Origin of the sequence: Paraglaciecola arctica BSs20135, assembly GCF_000314995.1 — a bacterium.
GTDB lineage: Bacteria > Pseudomonadota > Gammaproteobacteria > Enterobacterales > Alteromonadaceae > Paraglaciecola > Paraglaciecola arctica.
In genome coordinates this window covers 1-18,660 of sequence record NZ_BAEO01000062.1, presented here as the reverse complement: position 1 = coordinate 18,660, position 18,660 = coordinate 1, and the positions used below count along the sequence as shown (strand labels likewise).

Sequence of the window (18,660 nt, the reverse complement as noted above, 5' to 3'; positions counted from 1 at the left end):
GTGATCTTAATGACATTCACAAGGGGTTTGAAGGCTGCTTTTTTCTGCAGCCTTTTAACCTGTTGTTTAATAGCAACTTACCTTCATGCCGAAACTAATCAAAGTATTAGCGATCAAATTGAGTCTTTAAGGACACAAATTCAAGCTAATGAATCATCTGTGCCTGTCAGAATTGAATATTTGCGTAACTATTTTATAAAAAATCCAGATGATTACCATGAAAGTGCGTTTTTAAACGTGTGGGCATATGCAAGTTTATTAAAACAAAACATAGAGGTCGCCTACCAAAGATTGTTACTGGCGCGATCCAAAGCTGAAACTTCTGATAATAACCTACAATTAGCCGAGTCTTTTCGAATCGAGGGCGCGGTATTAGATACAATAGGAGAATATGGAGCGGCGTTAGAAGCATTAAATAAGGCGTTTTCACTATATAGTGAGCTGCAAAGTGACAAAGTGCTGGGTGTATATAGTTCAATATCCAACGTATACAATTCCCTTGAGAATTATCAGGGCACTTTGCAAAATTCATACAGACTACTTGCTGCGGCGCAACAACATAATAATAAAGCCTATGAAGGACTAGCATATTTTCGCATTGCATTCGCCCAATCCCAGTTAGAGCAACTGCAGGATGCAACAGTCAACGCTACGATCGCAGAAAAAATATTACAGCAAGTTGATTACCCTTTTATTGGGGTGGTTTATCTTCTAATCGCGCAGATAAATGTTGAACAAGGCAATTTTGAAGAAGGGCTAAAAAGGATCAGTCAATCCATTGAAGCCGATAGAAAAGTGGATTATTTATATAATGAAGTACCACGACTATTACTCATAGCTGACATTTATCAGCAACAAGGCAATACCAATAATGCTATCGATGAATTGAAAAAAAGTTTTGAAAATGAAGTGCTTAGAAACGACAAAAATCAATTTTTACAGATTTTAGAAAAACTGATTGAATTAACCGATTTAACGGGTGATACCAACTCACAACTTAATTTTTTAAAACAATACAACACATTATACAAACAAAGTTTTAACCAGAAACAAGCACAAATGTTGGCCATAAATAATGTTCGCCTTAATGTGTTTGAAAAAGAAAAAGAAATTAAACTATTACATAAAGAAAACGAATTACAGCTACAAAAAAGCCTGATCCAAGATCAGAATAATCGATATCAGCTGTATTTTACCCTGACTGTATTTGCTGCCCTGCTGTTAGTCGTTGCTTTGTTAATTCGTACTCGCAAGCAACGTGCACAACTTAATCGCTATTCTCAAGAACTCAAACAAGCCACTCAAGCTAAGTCGGACTTTCTAGCCCGAATGAGCCACGAAATTCGTACCCCTATCAATGCTATTTCTGGTTTGACCAAATTAATGCAAAGAAACGCAGATAATCCTGACGACATGACCAATTTGCGGCAAATTGATGAAGCCTCATGTTCCTTGTTGGGTGTCATTAACGACATTTTGGACTTTTCTAAAATTGAAGCGGGTAAGTTGGATATTACAACCACTAGTTTCCAGCTGGATAAAACTGTCAGTCAGGCCATTCGCTTACAATTGATAAGTGCACATCAAAAAAACATTGAACTTATTCAGCATATTGCCCGTGATGTGCCTTTATATTTGCAAGGCGACGGGTTACGCATACAACAAGTGTTAGTTAATTTACTCAGTAATGCAGTGAAATTTACTGATGATGGTTTGGTTTATGTCACAGTTAAAAACAAAGCTACTGAGCAAGGGGTTTTACTTGAGTTTGCGGTCAAAGATACCGGCATTGGACTAACTCAAAATCAAATGGATGGATTGTTTGAGTCTTTCGCTCAAGGAGATGAGTCTATTTCTCGCAGATACGGCGGCACCGGATTAGGCCTAGCTATTTGCAAACAACTTGTTGAGTTAATGGGGGGTAAAATCTGGGTGGAAAGTCAGCTTGGTTCTGGCACCACTTTTTATTTTACCTTGCCACTTAAAGAGGAAAAAAATCAACACATCAGCTCCCCTTCGAAACAACTATCTAACCTTAAAGTATTAGTCGCAGACGATATTAATTTGTCACGCCAAGTCATAGCCGAAATTCTACTACAAGCAAACATTAAGTCAGATTTAGCAGACGGTGGGCAAGAAACCTTAAACAAATTGCGTTTAGCTACGGCTAAACTCCAGCCTTATGATGTATTGATATTAGATTGGAAGATGCCGGATATCGACGGCCTGCAAGTAGCCGCCATTATCAATCAAGAATTTAGCCTCAACAAACCCAAAATCATTATGTTGTCTGCTTTTGATTTTTCCCACATGCAACAACAAGCCAAACAATTAGGCATCAAAGATTTTATCGAAAAACCCTTTAGTGCCAGCGAGTTAATCAATAGATTACAAGAAGTCGCTTTTAATCTGAAAACCGACTCATCTCCTAGTTTTAAAGAAATGAAAAATGTTCCTGATTTAAGCACTAAACGTATTTTGTTGGCAGAAGATAACAAGCTGAATCAAAAAGTGGCATTAGGTTTCTTAAAATATACTAAAGCAGAGGTCATTTTAGTTGAAAATGGTTTAGAGGTGATAGAGGCATATAAACATCAAGGCAATTTTGATTGTATTTTAATGGACGTACAGATGCCTGAGATGGATGGGCTAACAGCGACATTAACACTGCGTAATGAATTAAAATGCAACTTACCAATCATCGCCATGACGGCCAACGCCATGAATCAGGATTTACAAAAGAGCTCTGCAGCAGGTATGACAGCACATATCACCAAGCCTATTGAACCTGAATATTTTTATCAGGTTCTAGCAGAGATTTTACTCGCTAGTCCGCAGGTAATAACTCAAAACTCACAACAATCTAAGTTAAGCGCAGTGGACAAATCAGCGATAAACCCCATAGAAACACTGTTGATAATGGATCAAGCCAAGGCCATGCAAAAACTATTTGTAGACGAAGAAACCTTTGTCAGTATGTTAAAAGACTTCGTCGAAAAGGAGCCCACGTTAAAAACCTTGAACACACTAATCGAAAATGGCGCTTATCAAGACATTTATAAAATTACCCACGACCTACTCCCGACTCTGACTTATATTGGAGCAGATAACTTAGCAAAACTGACAAGATCAATAGAATCAACTATCTATAATAAAACCCAACAAAACAATCAAGAATTCGCAGAACAATTAACGCGCTTTAATCAAGCGATGCTCGAACTAGTAGCAAAAATTAAAAACCAATTAGCAAACAACTGAAGTCAAACCTCAGCCGGCCCCAAAAAACACTTTGCAATTTCTTTGCAAAAATCAACCAAGATGCCGGTTTCCAGATGGGTAGAGCAAAACATCAAATGGAATTTGGTTCCATAGCTTTTGATGCTTCGTATAATTTATTACCCACACCCCCTATTGACATGGCATCAAAAGCTTCTATCTTTAAAAAACTGGTTAGCTTAAGAATTTTTAGATAAGGAAATCGAATCCAGTTTTATCCTTCCTGCTTTGTCTTGTTTTATTTTTTTATCACCGATTGTAACCAGCCAATTCATATGCAAACTTACAATGAAACAGGACAAGAATATGCCAAATAAACAACAATACAAAGGCAGAATACTGCCTTTGTTGTCAGATGGAATGGGCAGGGAATTATTTATGTCTAACACTGAAGATGATTTTTCAGTGGAGGATTTATCCGACTACATAGGCACATTACTAGAGGAACTTGAAATCCAGCATTATGGAGCAAGTCAGGACTTGCGTTCACTGATGGCAGAGCAGGTGGATGATAATGCCCCCTGGGAAGGAGATGGTGAAGTGGCATTTTTGCTATATTTTTTGCATTATCCCCCAGTTCAATTAATGCAGGAAATAGATGCCATTCCAGCGCTGAAATTGCTCTGGGATGCCATGGCCAGTGTCGCTGCGGCCCCCGCGTTTACTCAACAGCAGTTTGCTAACTTAGCATCATCATTACCCAATACCTCCAATGTTAAATGCAATAAGTGGGGTGACATATACGGTACTCATAAATATGAACAGCTCGATCCGGGATGGGCCTGGACACTAAAAAATGATTTATTAAATCATTTACCTAAATGGTTTGGTAAAGGGTATGGCATTGCCGATTTTCAAACTCATGATTGGGATCAGCCATTTGAATTACAATCGTCTCACGATAATCAAGTACGGATCGCCATTATTGGTGATTGGGGTTCAGGAAAGTATCCATTAACTGGCTTAGCCAACCAGAATGGTCCAGCTTGTGCGGTAATGGATAGCCTAGCTCAACTTTGCCCCCCTCCCGATTACATTATTCATTTAGGCGATACCTATTATTCTGGCACTGGCGCGCATCGGTCTCCAGCAAACGAAGAAGTAGATAATTTAGTCAATATATTGAAGTTATACCCTAATCTGGCTCGCAATGGTCGCTGTTTTACCCTCAACTCTAATCATGAAATGTACGGCGGGGCTTATGGTTATTATCAGCAGGCATTAACGGATCCGTTATTTTCTTCACAACAAAATTGCAGTTATTTTGCGCTAGAATTTGCTGACTGGATTATTGCAGGGATTGATTCTGCTTATTTTGATCCCTCCGTTTTGTATATGCAAGGAGGGTTGGGCGATCAAGCAAAAAACCCACAATATCAATTTTTGTCAAAATTAGGTGTCAGCGGCAAAAAAGTAATTTTAATGTCGCACCATACCGGTCTGAGTACCGATGGAGCCAGCTCTTCAAAATATCTGTGGGATGATGTTACCCGTGTTATCACGCCAGATTATTGGTATTGGGGACATATCCACTTAGGCGCAGTTTACAGTGCAAATGCTAATTCTGGATCAGTAAAAAGTCGATGTATTGGACATAGTGCCATGCCTTTTGCCATTCCTCCTGGTATGGCCAACTGCCAAAATACAGTTGATTGGTATTCTGACGCACCATTAGACTCAACTTCCAGGCTGCAAGAGCTGTACTACTCCAGCCCGAGAGCGGCCAATGGTTTTGCTATGCTGACACTAAGTGAACATGGCATAAAAGAAGACATCTATCATATCGGCTGTACCACACCAGTTTGGTCAAGTTGAGATTCAATACCTCTCAACACAATCCAGATATTAAAAGGGAGGTTAGTCGTTTATTAAAAACCACTAACTCAAATTACTTTATTGGTAAGCTAAAGAAAAATATGTGTGTAGATATACACAAAGAGAGTGAGTGAATGTTTGCTTAAAAGTATCAATCCTTATCGTATATGTCTCAATTAGTATATTGCTACAATAAAACTTGATTTAACCACGCACTTATCAAAAGAGAATTAACCATAGGCTGTTCATTAGGATTATTCAAATCAACCTTTTTGTAGGTATTATTTAACTGAATAGATTCTGAAGGTGATATCCCAAACTCTTCTTTAAATAACAAACTAAAATTAGATAAAGACTTAAAACCTGACTGAAAGGCAATAGTAGATACTTGTACTTTTGTTTCCTCATTACTACGCACCAAACGATAGGCATGCTGTAACCTCTGCTTTCGAATAAAGCTTGCAACGCCCCCTAAAGGCTCAGTTATACGGTAAAGTTTTGCTCTAGAAATATGATATTTTGTACAAATATTAACCACACTTAAATCAGTACTTTGAATGTTTGAACAAATATATTCTTTAATTTTAAATAATAGCGAATTCTCTGATCTAGGGGGGGCAAGATTAGCTGTCTTGATATGATTTTGTAAGGCAGATATGACCAATTCAATAGTCAATTTAGAAACGTCTAATATTTCATTTTGAGTAATAGATTTTGCTTCTTTTCTTAACATTGTCATATGATTTACTAACAGGCGAGTCATCACACTTGCTTGGTTTAACGTTTGCAGATGTAAACTCTCTATATTGACGATATGTTTACTTAGAACATGTCTAGGTATAACCAGGTTAATAGTATCAATTTTAGGGGTGATGCCAATGACCTCCCGTGACATATCAAGGATAGTTATACCGCCCGCACCATTGCGAATACTACTGGCATCACCAGAAAAGTCACAATGTCCCTCTAAAATTAATTTAACAATCACGCCATCATAGCCAGATTTAAGTGCTCGTTCTGTACCACTGTAATAATTTTGCGGATCGGCTTCTGCATTAATACACAAGAAATTTTTAAAAAAATAACCGCTTACCTTGGCTTCAAATATCGCATCTTCAACTTGGTCTGACGTTTGATAAAATGGATGCATGACGTCTCGCCACGCAACTTTTTTATGTTCGATAGGAAGTGCAGAAGTACAAAAATGAAAAGATGATATTTTCTGTGTCATGCAAAATCTTAATAATTTAGGTTATAAGATCTTACACAATTGAACTGATATTTGCAGTATCAAAACGACATATGAATGGTGGATTGTCTGTCGATGCGGTTAAAAGAGCCGCTTAACGACTTTCCATCAATTGCAGTAACTTCGCATTCGTTGTTTGTCTCTGTGGATTGCATCCATTAGGTGAAGGCTGACTAAAAAGAGAGCGGTCAATACTGCTAACCAAACGGGCAATGGTGTCGCCTTAAGGATAGTCACAGTGCTGTTTTAGTCAATCCAAATGGCAATATCCAAAACCAGCTATATTTTCCCAGCCTTGAAAGCCACCAATGACAGCTGCTACTGTGAGAAACAATACATCGAACAAGGTATAAGTACCCCTTGTCGCTTGGCGTCCACTGGAATTTTTTCTTAAAATGAAGCTAAAGCGTTAGAGGCTGAAAGCAGTGGATAAGCCACAGTAAAACTCATGTTTGCTGTGGCCCATGCAACTTATTTTAGCTCATCTGTTGCTGTCGACGTACACGATATAACACTAGCCCCATTAAGGCGATAAGAATTATTCCCATACTGCCGCCTTTTGAACCTTTAGTCACTGTCACTGTGGTAGTAGTAACAGATGATGGTGGTGGAGGGGCTGGAGGTGTTACAGGTGTTGGTGTTACAGCTGTTGAAGAAACCTTGATATTAAAAGCTGCTAGGCTTGCACTTAAGCCTCCACTATCGGTTACTGTAATAACGATATTAGTGGTTGTACCAATATCACCATTATCTGGTGTACCTGTTAATGCACCGTTACCAGTATTAAACGTTGCCCAATCAGGTCTGTTAGTGATGCTAAAGGTTTTTGTATCACCTGTATTACTATCCGCAAATGTTGGGATGAAGCTGTAATTTACACCTTTTGAGGCAGTTACTACAGGCACTCCGCCAATAGTTGGTGCTTGATTAAGATTACTTGCTGGGATTGGCGTTGTACTATCTGCAATGATTAAGCTAGCTTTAGCGCCTGTATTCCAATCCTCCGCCGCTGCTAAGTTATAAACTGTACCGTCATTTGAAACTGAGCCGTTTTTATTGATTAACGCATTAATTGCTACTTTATCTGTTGCACTGAGTGTTAGCGTAAATTCTGTTGAGCTAGTTATGTCAACATCAGCCGTGTCCGTTAATGTATAACTAGCGCTGGCTTCACCTGTGAAGCTAAACATTGAAGCATCAATATCATTATTTGCACCGGTTTTATCAGCAAAATTAATTCCAGTTATTGTTAATCTACCAACAAGAATATCGTAAGTAGCACCTGTAATTTTAGGCACTGCTGTAAACAACAATTCAACATTTGACAATTCAGGGGTAATAACAGGTGATATTGAATTCAATTGTGCACGCCAGCGTATATCATCGGTGCCAGTTTCAGGGAAAATGAAATTAGCACCAGATTTAACGCTGTGCCATTTCGCACCGCCATCATTGGTTACATAATAATCAATAGACGTATTGCGAGTATCGGCTGTATTTATTGTAGCGGTAGCCGTTAACGTAACATCAACAACCTCTGTCACACTGCCATTAACTTTATTTGAGTAAATCTGGTTGGCATGAATATTATGGCTAAGCTGCTTATACAGTTTATTGGCTAGTCCACGATTAAATGCAATCAAGTCCAAGTCGCCATCTTTATCTATATCTGCTAATACCATCGCACGGGTATTATCAGCCACGCTGTTTATATCAACGCCTATTGCGGGAAAAGCACCTTGTCCATTATTGTAATAAATTTTATTAGTGTTCGATTGATTACTGACCAAGATGTCTTTATCGCCATCCTTATCAACATCAGCAAAAATGACAGTACGGGTACTATCTAATTCACTACCAATATCAGTAGGTACAGCTGGAAAATTACCATTACCATCATTGAAATAAAGTCTATTTGATTGAAAATAATTACCCGTTATCATATCCACGGTGCCATTATTATCGATATCAGCAAAAGAAAGAGACGCGGTATCATCGGTTTGAATACCAATGTTGGTACCTGTTGCTGGAAAACCGCCATTACCATCGTTAAGGTAACGCTTATTTGTTGTTTGTTCATTTCCGACTATAATATCTAAAAAGCCATCTTTATTAATATCCTGTAGGGCAATTGAATAAGTACTATCCGCTTCACTACCTATATTGCTACCTGTAGCTGAAAAACCGCCACTGCCGTCATTAAGGTAAAGCTTATTTTCTACAGCGCCGGAATTACCTACCACTAAGTCAATGTGCCCATCGCTATTAACATCGCCAACAGCAATCACTGTGGTGCTATCGCTTTCACTACCAATATCAGTGCCTGTGGCAGAAAAACCACCACTGCCGTCATTGAGGTAGAGTTTATTGATTTCTGATAAATTACCAGCAATCACATCCAGATCACCATCATTATCGACATCAGCTAAGGCGATAGACTGGGTATTATCTGTATCATTACCAATATCAGTACCAACGGCAGGAAAATTACCACTACCATCATTAAGGAAGAGTTGATTAGTTTGAGATTCATTACCGACCACGAGGTCGATATCACCATCATTATCGATATCAGCATATGCTGCTGTAACAGATTGACCTGAATCACTGCCGAAGTCTGTACCGGTATTCGTAAAACTAGTGTTACCGTTATTAAGGTAAAGTTTATTGGTTTGATTGGAGTTCGCTGATAACACATCAATATCACCATCACCGTCATAATCGACCAAAGCTATAGCAAAAGTTTGATCCGTTTCACTGCCAATTTCTATACCTGTGGCAGAAAAACCAGCATTACCATCATTGAGGTAGAGTTTGTTGGTTTTATTATAATTACCTGCTACTACATCGATATCACCATCATTATCCATGTCAGCGAGCGCAAGACCTATGCGGTCGTCAGGCTCACTACCAAGATCGGTGCCCGCTGCGGGGAAATTACCGCTGCCATCATTAAGATAAAATTTATTAACAGCACTATCATTCCCTGCCACCAAATCCATATCACCGTCATTATCTAAATCAGCAAAAACAACACGTCGAGTTTTGCCCGCATCCGTGTTTAAATCTGAACCTGCCGCAAAAACAGCATTACCATCATTCAGGTAGACCTTAGTGGTTTGTAAAAAATTACCCGCTACCGCATCTAGGTGGCCGTCACCATTAATATCCACTAAGGTTATGTCATAGGTATCATCCGTATCAGTGCCTATGCTAGAGCTTGCTCCAAAACTACCACTGCCATCGTTAAGGTAAACTTTGTTCGTTTGACCTTGATTACCTGCTACAAGATCGATATCTCCATCTCCATCTAAATCAGCCAAAGCGATAGCCCAAGTATTATCAGTTTCAGAACCAATAGCAGTGCCTGTAGCGGAAAAGCTACCCGTGCCATCATTGAAATATACTTTGTTGGTTTGACTGATATTGCCGACTACCAGATCTAAATCACCATCAGCATCTATATCAACTAGAATTGGAGCTTCACTTATGTCCGTTTCGCTACCAATATTGGTACCTGCTGTAAAGCGGCCCTTGCCATCGCTAAGGTAAAGTCTGTTCACACCACTATTACCTACAACAAGATCCAGATCATTATCATTATCTACATCCCCCCAAGCTAAATTATGGGAATTATTTGTTTCACTACTAATATCTATTCCTGTAGCAGTAAAATCACCTTGGTCATCTTGTTGGTAAAGTTTATTGGTTTGATTGTCATTAGCTACCACTAGATCGAGGCCACCGTCATGGTCTACATCTGAAAATGCTAAAGCACGAGAATTATCTGTATCACTACCTATCGCTGAGCCGGTTGCAAAACCACCGCGGCCATCATTAAGGTATAATGTATTGGTTTGATTATCATTACCTGTAATTAAATCAAGGTCGCCATCATTATCCACATCAGCTACGAAGCCAGCGTAGCTATCATCCGTACCACTGCCAATAGCAGTGCCGGTATCAAAAACACCATTGCCGTTATTAAGATACAACTTATGGCTTGTACCATAATTAGCTGTCATTAAATCAAGATCACCATCACCATCGAAGTCCTCTAATGAGCTAAAAACGGTATCATCCAAATCACTACTTATAGCGGTACCTGTAGTCGAAAAATTACCACTTCCATCATTAAGGTATAATTTATTAGTTTGACCTTCATTACCTATCACTAGATCAAGGTCACCATCACCATCTACATCCCCTAAGGCGATAGACTGGGTATTATCTGTATCACTACCTATGTTTGTACCTGCGCCTGTTGTAAAGCTGCCAGTCCCATCATTAAGATATAATTTATTGGTTTGACCTTTATTCGCGGCCACGACATCAAGGTCGCCGTCACCATCCACATCTCCTAAAGCTAGTCCCCATGAATTATCGGTGTCATTGCCAATATCTGTGCCTGTTGCTGCAAAACTGTTAGTGCTACTATCATAAATATATAACTTATTGGTTTGACCATAATTACCAACCACTAGGTCAAGGTCGCCATCTTTATCTACATCAGCTAAAACGACATCATAGCTAGCATCTGACTCGCTACCTATATTTGTGCCTGTTGCTGCAAAATTACCGTTACTACTGTCATAAATATATACTTTATTGGGCTGTCCTAAATTGCCAGTCACCAAGTCTAAGTAGCCGTCACGATTTACATCCCCAAAGGCGAGCCCCCATGTACTTTCGGTCTCAGTGCCTAAGTCTTCTCCTGCAATATTTTCGTCGGGTAATCTATGTAGCGGTTGTGATCCAGCTAAATATACTGCTTGCTCTTCAGTCGATAAATTGGCCGTGGTTTTTACCGTGTCAATTGAAACATCATTTGAAAAATCATCAGAAAAACTAACGCTTGCTGCAACAGCAACGCCAACACTGGTAATAAGTGCAAAAGAAGCTAACCACTTCTTTTTTGAATTATGTGTCAGGTTAAACATGTGTATATCTACCTTTTTTGATAATAAATTTATGGCTGGACCTTTTAATGGTCTTCTTTATAGACATAGTGGGGATTTCATACTTATAAAAATGGCACTTGAAATAACTAAAATATTAACTGATAAATATTTCACGTTATTACACGTAGCAAATTCAAATTATTTTGTGATTAGGGTAAATAAAAAATATGTGTGTAGATAGACACAATGGGAGTGAATGTTTGCCTAAAAGTATCAATCTTTATCGTATATGTCTCAATTTGTATTATTGCTACAATAAAACTTGATTTAACCACGCAATTATCAAGAGAAAATTAACCGTAGGCTGTTCACCGGGATTATTCAAATCAATACCCTCTAGTATCATTGCTGTAACTTGTACATTATCAACCGCCTCATTACCGCTATTGGTAAGCGTGATGTAATAAGACATCTCAAACGATGTATTATTTATACTCGTGGCTAGTTTGATTGTTTCAACAGCACTGCCCTGCAGGATAAGGGGCCTGATACTTAACGTAACAACGCCCCTTTTTATTTCTGCTCCCTTTATTTTTGTTAATCGTTTATCAATAATGGCGTTTAATTGATTACAGGTAACAATTGATATTCTTCAGCGTATTCCATCATTTGTTGTTGGAAATCATCAGGATAGCTAATGGTAACATCGATGATTTTTCCGTCTTGATATACAGCTTCCAGTTTAGGGTTTATAAACCCTGAATAAGGTGCAATATCCAATTTTTCATATCTTGCTAATACTTCTTGATGAATGTCGTCATTAACTTTAACTGCATAGTTTTCTATTAAGGCCTGACCTGAAGCAAAGTCACCTTCGGATTTAATGCGTTGCAGCTCACGTAATAAATCACCAAACAAGCCACGTAACTTAATGTAATCATTGACGAAAAAATATGTTTTACCATCACGAACACGTTTTTCAATAACGTTTTCTGTGGCACCTTTTTCAAACACCCAACTTGCAACCAGTTGACGGTTTCGCATATGGGCCTCTTCAATGACTTCGCCTTTCTTCAAACGGCGAAGTTGCAACATCATGCCATTGCGAATGTAACTATCGTATGCAGCCTTACCTGTTTCTAAACTTGGCATAATACCAAGTTCAATAAGTTTTTCGTCCATCAGATAATACAAAGCCACTAAATCTGCGCGGCCTTCTTCTAGTGCAGAAGAATACTGTTTTAAGGTTTCTTTAGGCGTGCCAACTCCTGGGTTGATTTGTCCTGAAGCATGTCCAATCACTTCATGTAAGTCGGTTAACAAATGTGAGGCTAAAGGTCCAAATTCTTTACCACGTTTTAACTCGGCTTCATCCCATGCAAATTCAGCTAAAGAGCCTCCTTTGACATTATCATAGGCATCAACAATATTGGTTAAGCTCACTGATTTAGAGCCATGTTCAGCGCGGATCCAGTTGGCATTAGGTAAGTTAATGCCGATAGGTGTTGATGGTGAAGCGTCGCCTGATTCAACAACCACAGTAATCGCTTTACCTGTTATACCTTTTACTTCTTTTTTCTTGTGGGCTTCAATTAATGGCGAATTATCTTCAAACCATTGTGCTTGTGCTGCAATCTTTGAAATAACTTTTGTCGCATGATGATCTTTGACCGAAACCACAGACTCAAATGAACCACGGTATGCTAATGGGTCGTCATATACTTCAATAAAACCATTTACAACATCTACGTCAGAATTAACGTCTTTAACCCACTCAATAGAGTAATCATCAAAATCTTTCAGATCACCAGAGCGGTAATATTTAGCAAGCAAGGTTAAGGCTTTTTTCTGTTGTGCATTTTCGGCTACGGTTGCTGCTTTATCTAACCACTGCACTATCTCAGTAATAGACTTGTCATACATGCCACCCACTTTCCAAACTTGCTCAACTAACTGACCATCAGTTTTAGTGAGTTTTGAGTTGAGCCCCCATGACACTTTGCGCTTTTCATCAACATTGGTTTTGTTTTTATAAAACTCGGTAACTTCTGCTTCTGTAACACCTTCATAATAGTTAACCGAAGAGGCAACAATATTGTCAATACCTGCTGATTGATCCACCATTTTAGGAGCAATCTTTGGATCAAACATGATAGGAGTAAGTAAGCTAAGTAACTGCTCAACATTCTGCTGCTCATTTAATGGCAGGTTTCCTTTATCCGCTACATCATTAACATAAAGCGCAAATGACTCGGCACTAAATTCAGGCATAATTTTAGCTGACATGTAATGATGATGGATCCCGTTAGAAAACCAAACTAGCTTGGAATATTCGATGAATTTAGCAAACTCATCAGTGGTTTTATCACCTGAGTAATCGGCAATAATAGCTTCTAATGTATGGCGAACCGTTAAGTTATATTTATAGTTTTGGTCCCATGTCATGTCCCTACCTGAAAGCGCAGCTTTATATAAATAAAACAATAACTCTTTGGTTTCTAAGGCTAACTCTTCAAAGCCAGGCACTTGATAACGCAAGATCCGAATATCCGCAAAACGTTCTGCCTGCCATTTAAATGAAACGTCCTCAGTTTTATTCTGTTGCGAGTGACTTTCTACTAATTCAGATTTTTGTTTTTCTGCTTCTAAATATTTATCGGTAGCCTGTTCTGTACAACCTGCCATGGCAAATGCAAGCGTTAATGCTGCAGTAATTTTAGTTAACTTCATTTTATTATTATCCAGAATGAGCTTTAGTTGAAATACGCTATTTATTTTTTGAACACTGATATGACGAACCGTACCATGCCTTTATTTATAAAATAATGATGGCTATAGATATCGAAATTTATTATCAGGATATTAAACCCTACACACAAAAATACTATCAGCTAGGTTAATTGAATGGAATCAATCTACAAATAAACTTCTTATGAGAACAAAAAATGGCGGGGAGTCATAATAGACGGCTATCACTTTCAAAAAACCTGACCTCGCAGTTCCGCAGTTCTAAACTATTTCTTCCTTATCGGCAATTGTCATAACTCTGACTCATTACATTCGTAAGCTTTCATTGATAAATAAAATTGGAAAGTAATATGAGTGAATTAGCTAGCACAATTGAATCGAGCAACTCCGATCGAGCGTCAAATAATCTTTCACAATGGCTAGCAGTTGCCGCATTGGTTTATTTACTTATTTGTGCAGTTAGTCTAATTGGTGGTGGTTTTAAAATGGCCGCAGGCGGACATGCGAAAGAACTATTTGAATTTGCCAGTAATCCCTTTGCAGGTTTAGTGATTGGCACTATAGCCACGGCATTAATCCAGTCATCTTCTACGGTAACTTCTATAATTGTGGGATTAGTCGCCGGTGGATTACCAGTCTCCGTTGCGGTACCCATGGTTATGGGTGCAAATATTGGTACTTCTATTACCAATACCATAGTTTCCTTAGGTCATGTCAAAGCAAAAAAAGAATTTGCGAGAGCCTTCTCTGCAGCCACAGTACATGACTTTTTTAACTTGTTATCGGTCGCTATCTTTTTACCACTAGAAATCGCTTTTGGCCTTCTTGAGAAATTAGGATCCATGCTAGCCCAGATATTTTACGGAAGTAGTGAAGTATCAATGCATAGCTTTAATTTTGTAAAAGCAGCTACGGCCCCAGTCGTTAGTAATGTGAAATATACTTTGCAATCGTTTGGCGATCAAACTGGCGGTGTCATTTTGATTATCATCGGCATAATGCTTATTTTTGTATCTATTACATTAATAGGCAAACTACTTAAAAAACTCATGGTAGGCAAAGCCCGTGAAATAATGCATGCAGCCATTGGCCGCAGCCCTATTTCTGGCATATTTTCTGGAACAATAGTTACTGTATTAGTGCAATCGTCGTCAACCACTACGTCGCTTATGGTGCCACTGGCAGGTTCTGGGGCGTTTAATCTAAAACAAATATACCCTTTTACATTGGGTGCGAATATTGGTACTTGCGTCACAGCAGTATTAGCAGCTACAGCTGTAACAGGTAATAGTGAAGCGGCTTTACAAATCGCCTTTATTCACCTGACGTACAATATTTTGGGTGTTGTATTAATATATGGCGTGCCATTTCTGCGCTATATACCCGTACGCTGTGCCGAATGGCTAGGGCGCAGGGCCTCAGAAAATAAATTAATTGCTTTAGTTTATATTCTGGCTGTATTTTTTGTAATTCCTGCTTTATGCATCCTTGTTTCAAACCTAATCCAATAAGGAGTTAATGATATGACTAATGTCAATGTACTAAGCACCGATCGCCTACGTGCTTTAATTGCAGATACAGAAACGACTCTTAAACAACTTACTGTAGAACTTGAAAGACGAGAATTTTTAAAGCAGGAAAATGAAATAGAACATTTAGAAGAACATATGAAAGGGGCCGAGTTAAGTTTAGACACAATTCGCCAGTTTCTGGCCTATCTTATCAATGACTTAAAAGACCGAAAATAAATTCAACATTCGCTCTTCCATTACCCCATAAAGGGATAAGTCAGTCGCCCTATTGAACAATCATCACAACTAAAATACTGATCTTTTTTTGGATTTTCGTATTGAAGTTAATTTAATAAATAATGCATAGTTGTCATTGTCGACCTTTTACCTAAATTATTCACGAAGTGGAGTGATTCAAATGATAACTAAAAGTACAACCTGGCTAGTTTGCTGTTTTTTTATAAATGAATCATCGTAAACAAAAAGAGAGATTGAAGCTTATCGAGCTAATTGACTCTCTCAGTCAAACAGGGCAAAAAAACAAATCGTCAGTTGAGTTGCCATTACTTCCCAAACGCGAAAAGTTAGAAGCTGTGATTGGTCAATGTGGCAAACACCTTTATACAACTCAATCTAAAGCCAAAGCAGCCGTCATATACAGACTAAACAAGGGAGCAGATACCTCAAAACTCTTCACCTATTACTGCGAGCAATGTAATGCATGGCATATGACATCAAAACCTCAAAAATAAATCTAAACATCACAATTAAACATCAATTACATGGACACGCATCGTAAGAGAGCACTAACCCTTCAAAATATCTTTAGCTTTACCTATAAGGGGATAAGTCAGTCGCCTTACCGTTCAATCACCGAACATAATTAACAAGACTTCAATGATAATTAGAATATCCATCCAATTGCTTTCTGAACTTCTATTAAAGAAAGAGTGAACCCGTCATTTATAGGTCAACAACTCTGCCCTTGATCTCTTCTCGCCAACGTTTTGGAGGACTTAATAAAAGCGTTTGAATTTATTGGAGTCTTTTACTAGTCTTTAAACCACAGAGGCATTTCAGTCTCTGCTAAATAATAAAAACCATCTGATGTGGCATTGTGTATTCTGACTTTGCATTGATATTTTTATCGAGCGAGGTTCAAGTTATGCAAGCTATTCACTCCAAAATATTAAATCTCTTTACCCGTGCTATTTTTCTTACTTTATTCTTTACTGCTTTTTTAGTTGTCTCAGGTGGCAGTATCGCTGATGAATTTGACGACTTTGAAGATGACGTAACTGTCATTTATTTAAAAAAGATTAGAGACGCAGAGGGCAATTATTTGGTCGATATAACCAAGGCGGCTGCCAAAGCCCTGAGTAAATCAGGTGAGTTTAGTGTAAAGCGATATAAATCAAAGTCCTATAAGTCTGGTCCAATCATAACGGTTAGTTCGCCTGCCTTTGCATTTACACCTCATAAAGATGGCATGAGCACCAAAGAATTGGCGACAACAAGCTTGGCTTTGGTTTCAGAACTTGGAGGCATATTTGGTTTAGGGAAGCAGGCAGAAAAAGCGCGTGAAGCGAACGATAAAATTAATGATCCAAACAGTGTTCTAGCAGGCATGTCTGATGATGACGCGTTGCTGGTAACAATGAATATTCGAGTGTTGATCGAAGATGATAGCGGCGTGGAAGTCAGTCGTGTGAGTAATTCTGAGACAGTATTTGAAAATAAATCGGGCTTCAAAGCTAAGGAACAAGATCTTATGCGGAGCGAAATCTTGTCAGCTGTGAAAAAGGCAATGGGTGAATACATAGAAGATACTATGTAACTCAACTCTGGATAAAAGAGTGTCTCGCTAATTATTATTAGGGCGAATCTAAACGCATTTTAGGTTAAATGAAGCAATAGGCAACACAGTTCAATCGCACCCTATCGTGAAAACCAAATTAACAAGAAACCCATATAACCAGATTATGATAGTTACCGCAGTGCACTCGTTGCTTTCAACTAACATGACCTCCACAGATATTGTCAGTTTTTTTACAACATTTAGTATCTTCAACTACAATGACACAATCAAATCACTTGAAATCAACACCTTATATTCTCAGCTCGATTTTTGCATAACTATAATTAATTAAAATATTTAGGAAATAGTAGTATGAAGAAGCAAGTTATGACGATGTTTTTAGCGCTAGCATTTTTAGCTCTACCAGCCAAAGCAAGCTTAATCAATGTTGATCTTAGTGGCACCGCTGGAAACTTAACCGATGGCTACACCGTCACAATCCCTTCTTTTGGCAATCTTTTTCTGCAATATACAGCTAATACAAATAGCGCATTAGGTGAGTTCGAGGATGGCTCTGGTTTATTTAGTGGAGGCGCCAACTTTGTTCTAAGAAAAGGCGACGAAATAACGATATCTTCAAACGGTTTCGGTATTGATTCGATTATTTTTGAAATTTGGGATCTTGATACTGTTAACACAGTAGCCGAAAGAGTGTTATTCAATGGCGCGAATGTTTTAAGTGGAGTTTCAAATAATATTTCTAATAACGTCGCGTCTTCTCAAGCAATATTTAGTTCTGCAATTACCGCTGATGTAAACGGTAAGATCACCGTAAGTGCAGACATATTCGACGGTGGGTTTGCGATAGCCGGTTTTCAATTAACCACTGTCGCCAATCCGGTGCCTGAGCCTGCCTACCTAACGTTATTGGGCCTGTTGCTTGTAGGTTTACGATTCTCTAATCGCAAGTAATCCCCATATAACAGTAAGTTAGCTCCACTTCCTTTCAAAGGCTTTGGAGCTTTTTTATGCCTAGAATTAATCTACTTTCAACGAACCTGACCCGAACGGTTTTACCAAGCCGGTTTTACCAAGCCGGTTTTACCAAGCCACCCATAATAAAATTCTGGCTATTACCCAAACATTCAATATCGATTTTCAGGGCAAAAATGGCTTGGGTTGAGTGAGATATGAGGCTTAGAGGAAGTTTCAGCCTATTTGATGGGAATTATAAGCATTTATCGAATTTATAGGCGTACCTGTGCCTTATCGGTAATATTTTGACTGCTCTCTTGAGGTTATGCGCATCGAAGTAGCGTTTTTGCTTTACCCATGCCTCGAATGCGTTGATGACCTGTGTGT

Annotated in this window: 10 protein-coding genes; 7 read left to right on the top strand and 3 right to left on the bottom strand. The window is 38.6% G+C overall.

From position 1 onward, the window contains the following. Window positions 1-9: 9 nt before the first annotated feature. Both GARC_RS20455 and GARC_RS26070 read left to right on the top strand, forming a co-directional pair. The gene (locus GARC_RS20455; RefSeq protein ID WP_153810983.1) at window positions 10-3,258 is read left to right on the top strand and encodes a tetratricopeptide repeat-containing hybrid sensor histidine kinase/response regulator; all 3,249 of its coding nucleotides are present in this window, start codon (window positions 10-12) and stop codon (window positions 3,256-3,258) included. Between the two features lie 324 nt (window positions 3,259-3,582). Next, on the top strand, window positions 3,583-5,091 hold the full coding sequence (locus GARC_RS26070) for a metallophosphoesterase family protein (protein WP_007623893.1): 1,509 nt from the start codon (window positions 3,583-3,585) through the stop codon (window positions 5,089-5,091). 187 nt (window positions 5,092-5,278) lie between these two features. Here GARC_RS26070 and GARC_RS20445 read toward each other — a convergent pair whose 3' ends face one another. From GARC_RS20445 to GARC_RS20430, 3 genes are all read right to left on the bottom strand, one after another. Further along, complete coding sequence (locus GARC_RS20445) at window positions 5,279-6,322, bottom strand: helix-turn-helix domain-containing protein (protein WP_081587596.1); 1,044 nt, start codon at window positions 6,320-6,322, stop codon at window positions 5,279-5,281. A 494-nt stretch (window positions 6,323-6,816) separates the two neighbouring features. After that, window positions 6,817-11,280 (bottom strand): FG-GAP-like repeat-containing protein, encoded by a 4,464-nt coding sequence (locus GARC_RS20440; protein ID WP_007623885.1) that lies wholly within the window; start codon window positions 11,278-11,280, stop codon window positions 6,817-6,819. A 582-nt stretch (window positions 11,281-11,862) separates the two neighbouring features. Beyond that, window positions 11,863-13,971, bottom strand: coding sequence for a dipeptidyl-peptidase 3 family protein (locus GARC_RS20430; protein WP_007623883.1), 2,109 nt, complete (start codon window positions 13,969-13,971; stop codon window positions 11,863-11,865). Between the two features lie 368 nt (window positions 13,972-14,339). Between GARC_RS20430 and GARC_RS20425 the strand changes: the two genes are divergently transcribed. The 5 genes from GARC_RS20425 (at window position 14,340) to GARC_RS20405 (ending at window position 18,270) form a co-directional block, all read left to right on the top strand. Next, window positions 14,340-15,500, top strand: a complete 1,161-nt coding sequence (locus tag GARC_RS20425; protein WP_007623882.1) for a Na/Pi symporter — start codon at window positions 14,340-14,342, stop codon at window positions 15,498-15,500. Window positions 15,501-15,512: 12 nt separating this feature from the next. Further along, on the top strand, window positions 15,513-15,737 hold the full coding sequence (locus GARC_RS20420; RefSeq protein ID WP_007623881.1) for a hypothetical protein: 225 nt from the start codon (window positions 15,513-15,515) through the stop codon (window positions 15,735-15,737). Between the two features lie 227 nt (window positions 15,738-15,964). Continuing rightward, the gene (locus GARC_RS20415) at window positions 15,965-16,252 is read left to right on the top strand and encodes a hypothetical protein (RefSeq protein WP_039990169.1); all 288 of its coding nucleotides are present in this window, start codon (window positions 15,965-15,967) and stop codon (window positions 16,250-16,252) included. 413 nt (window positions 16,253-16,665) lie between these two features. Beyond that, window positions 16,666-17,337 carry a hypothetical protein gene (locus GARC_RS20410; RefSeq protein ID WP_007623878.1) on the top strand — a complete coding sequence of 224 codons (672 nt, stop codon included), beginning with the start codon at window positions 16,666-16,668 and terminating at the stop codon, window positions 17,335-17,337. Between the two features lie 333 nt (window positions 17,338-17,670). Next, entirely contained in the window at window positions 17,671-18,270 is a 600-nt protein-coding gene (locus GARC_RS20405) for a hypothetical protein (RefSeq protein ID WP_007623877.1), read from the top strand. Window positions 18,271-18,660 lie beyond the last annotated feature (390 nt).

Excerpts from the sequence above, each read along its gene's own strand:
- GARC_RS26070 (WP_007623893.1), top strand. The coding sequence starts at position 3,583 with ATGCCAAATAAACAACAATACAAAGGCAGAATACTGCCTTTGTTGTCA.
- GARC_RS20455 (WP_153810983.1), top strand. The coding sequence starts at position 10 with ATGACATTCACAAGGGGTTTGAAGGCTGCTTTTTTCTGCAGCCTTTTA.
- GARC_RS20415 (WP_039990169.1), top strand. The coding sequence starts at position 15,965 with ATGAATCATCGTAAACAAAAAGAGAGATTGAAGCTTATCGAGCTAATT.
- GARC_RS20425 (WP_007623882.1), top strand. The coding sequence starts at position 14,340 with ATGAGTGAATTAGCTAGCACAATTGAATCGAGCAACTCCGATCGAGCG.
- GARC_RS20405 (WP_007623877.1), top strand. The coding sequence starts at position 17,671 with ATGAAGAAGCAAGTTATGACGATGTTTTTAGCGCTAGCATTTTTAGCT.
- GARC_RS20445 (WP_081587596.1), bottom strand. The coding sequence starts at position 6,322 with ATGACACAGAAAATATCATCTTTTCATTTTTGTACTTCTGCACTTCCT.
- GARC_RS20410 (WP_007623878.1), top strand. The coding sequence starts at position 16,666 with ATGCAAGCTATTCACTCCAAAATATTAAATCTCTTTACCCGTGCTATT.
- GARC_RS20420 (WP_007623881.1), top strand. The coding sequence starts at position 15,513 with ATGACTAATGTCAATGTACTAAGCACCGATCGCCTACGTGCTTTAATT.
- GARC_RS20430 (WP_007623883.1), bottom strand. The coding sequence starts at position 13,971 with ATGAAGTTAACTAAAATTACTGCAGCATTAACGCTTGCATTTGCCATG.
- GARC_RS20440 (WP_007623885.1), bottom strand. The coding sequence starts at position 11,280 with ATGTTTAACCTGACACATAATTCAAAAAAGAAGTGGTTAGCTTCTTTT.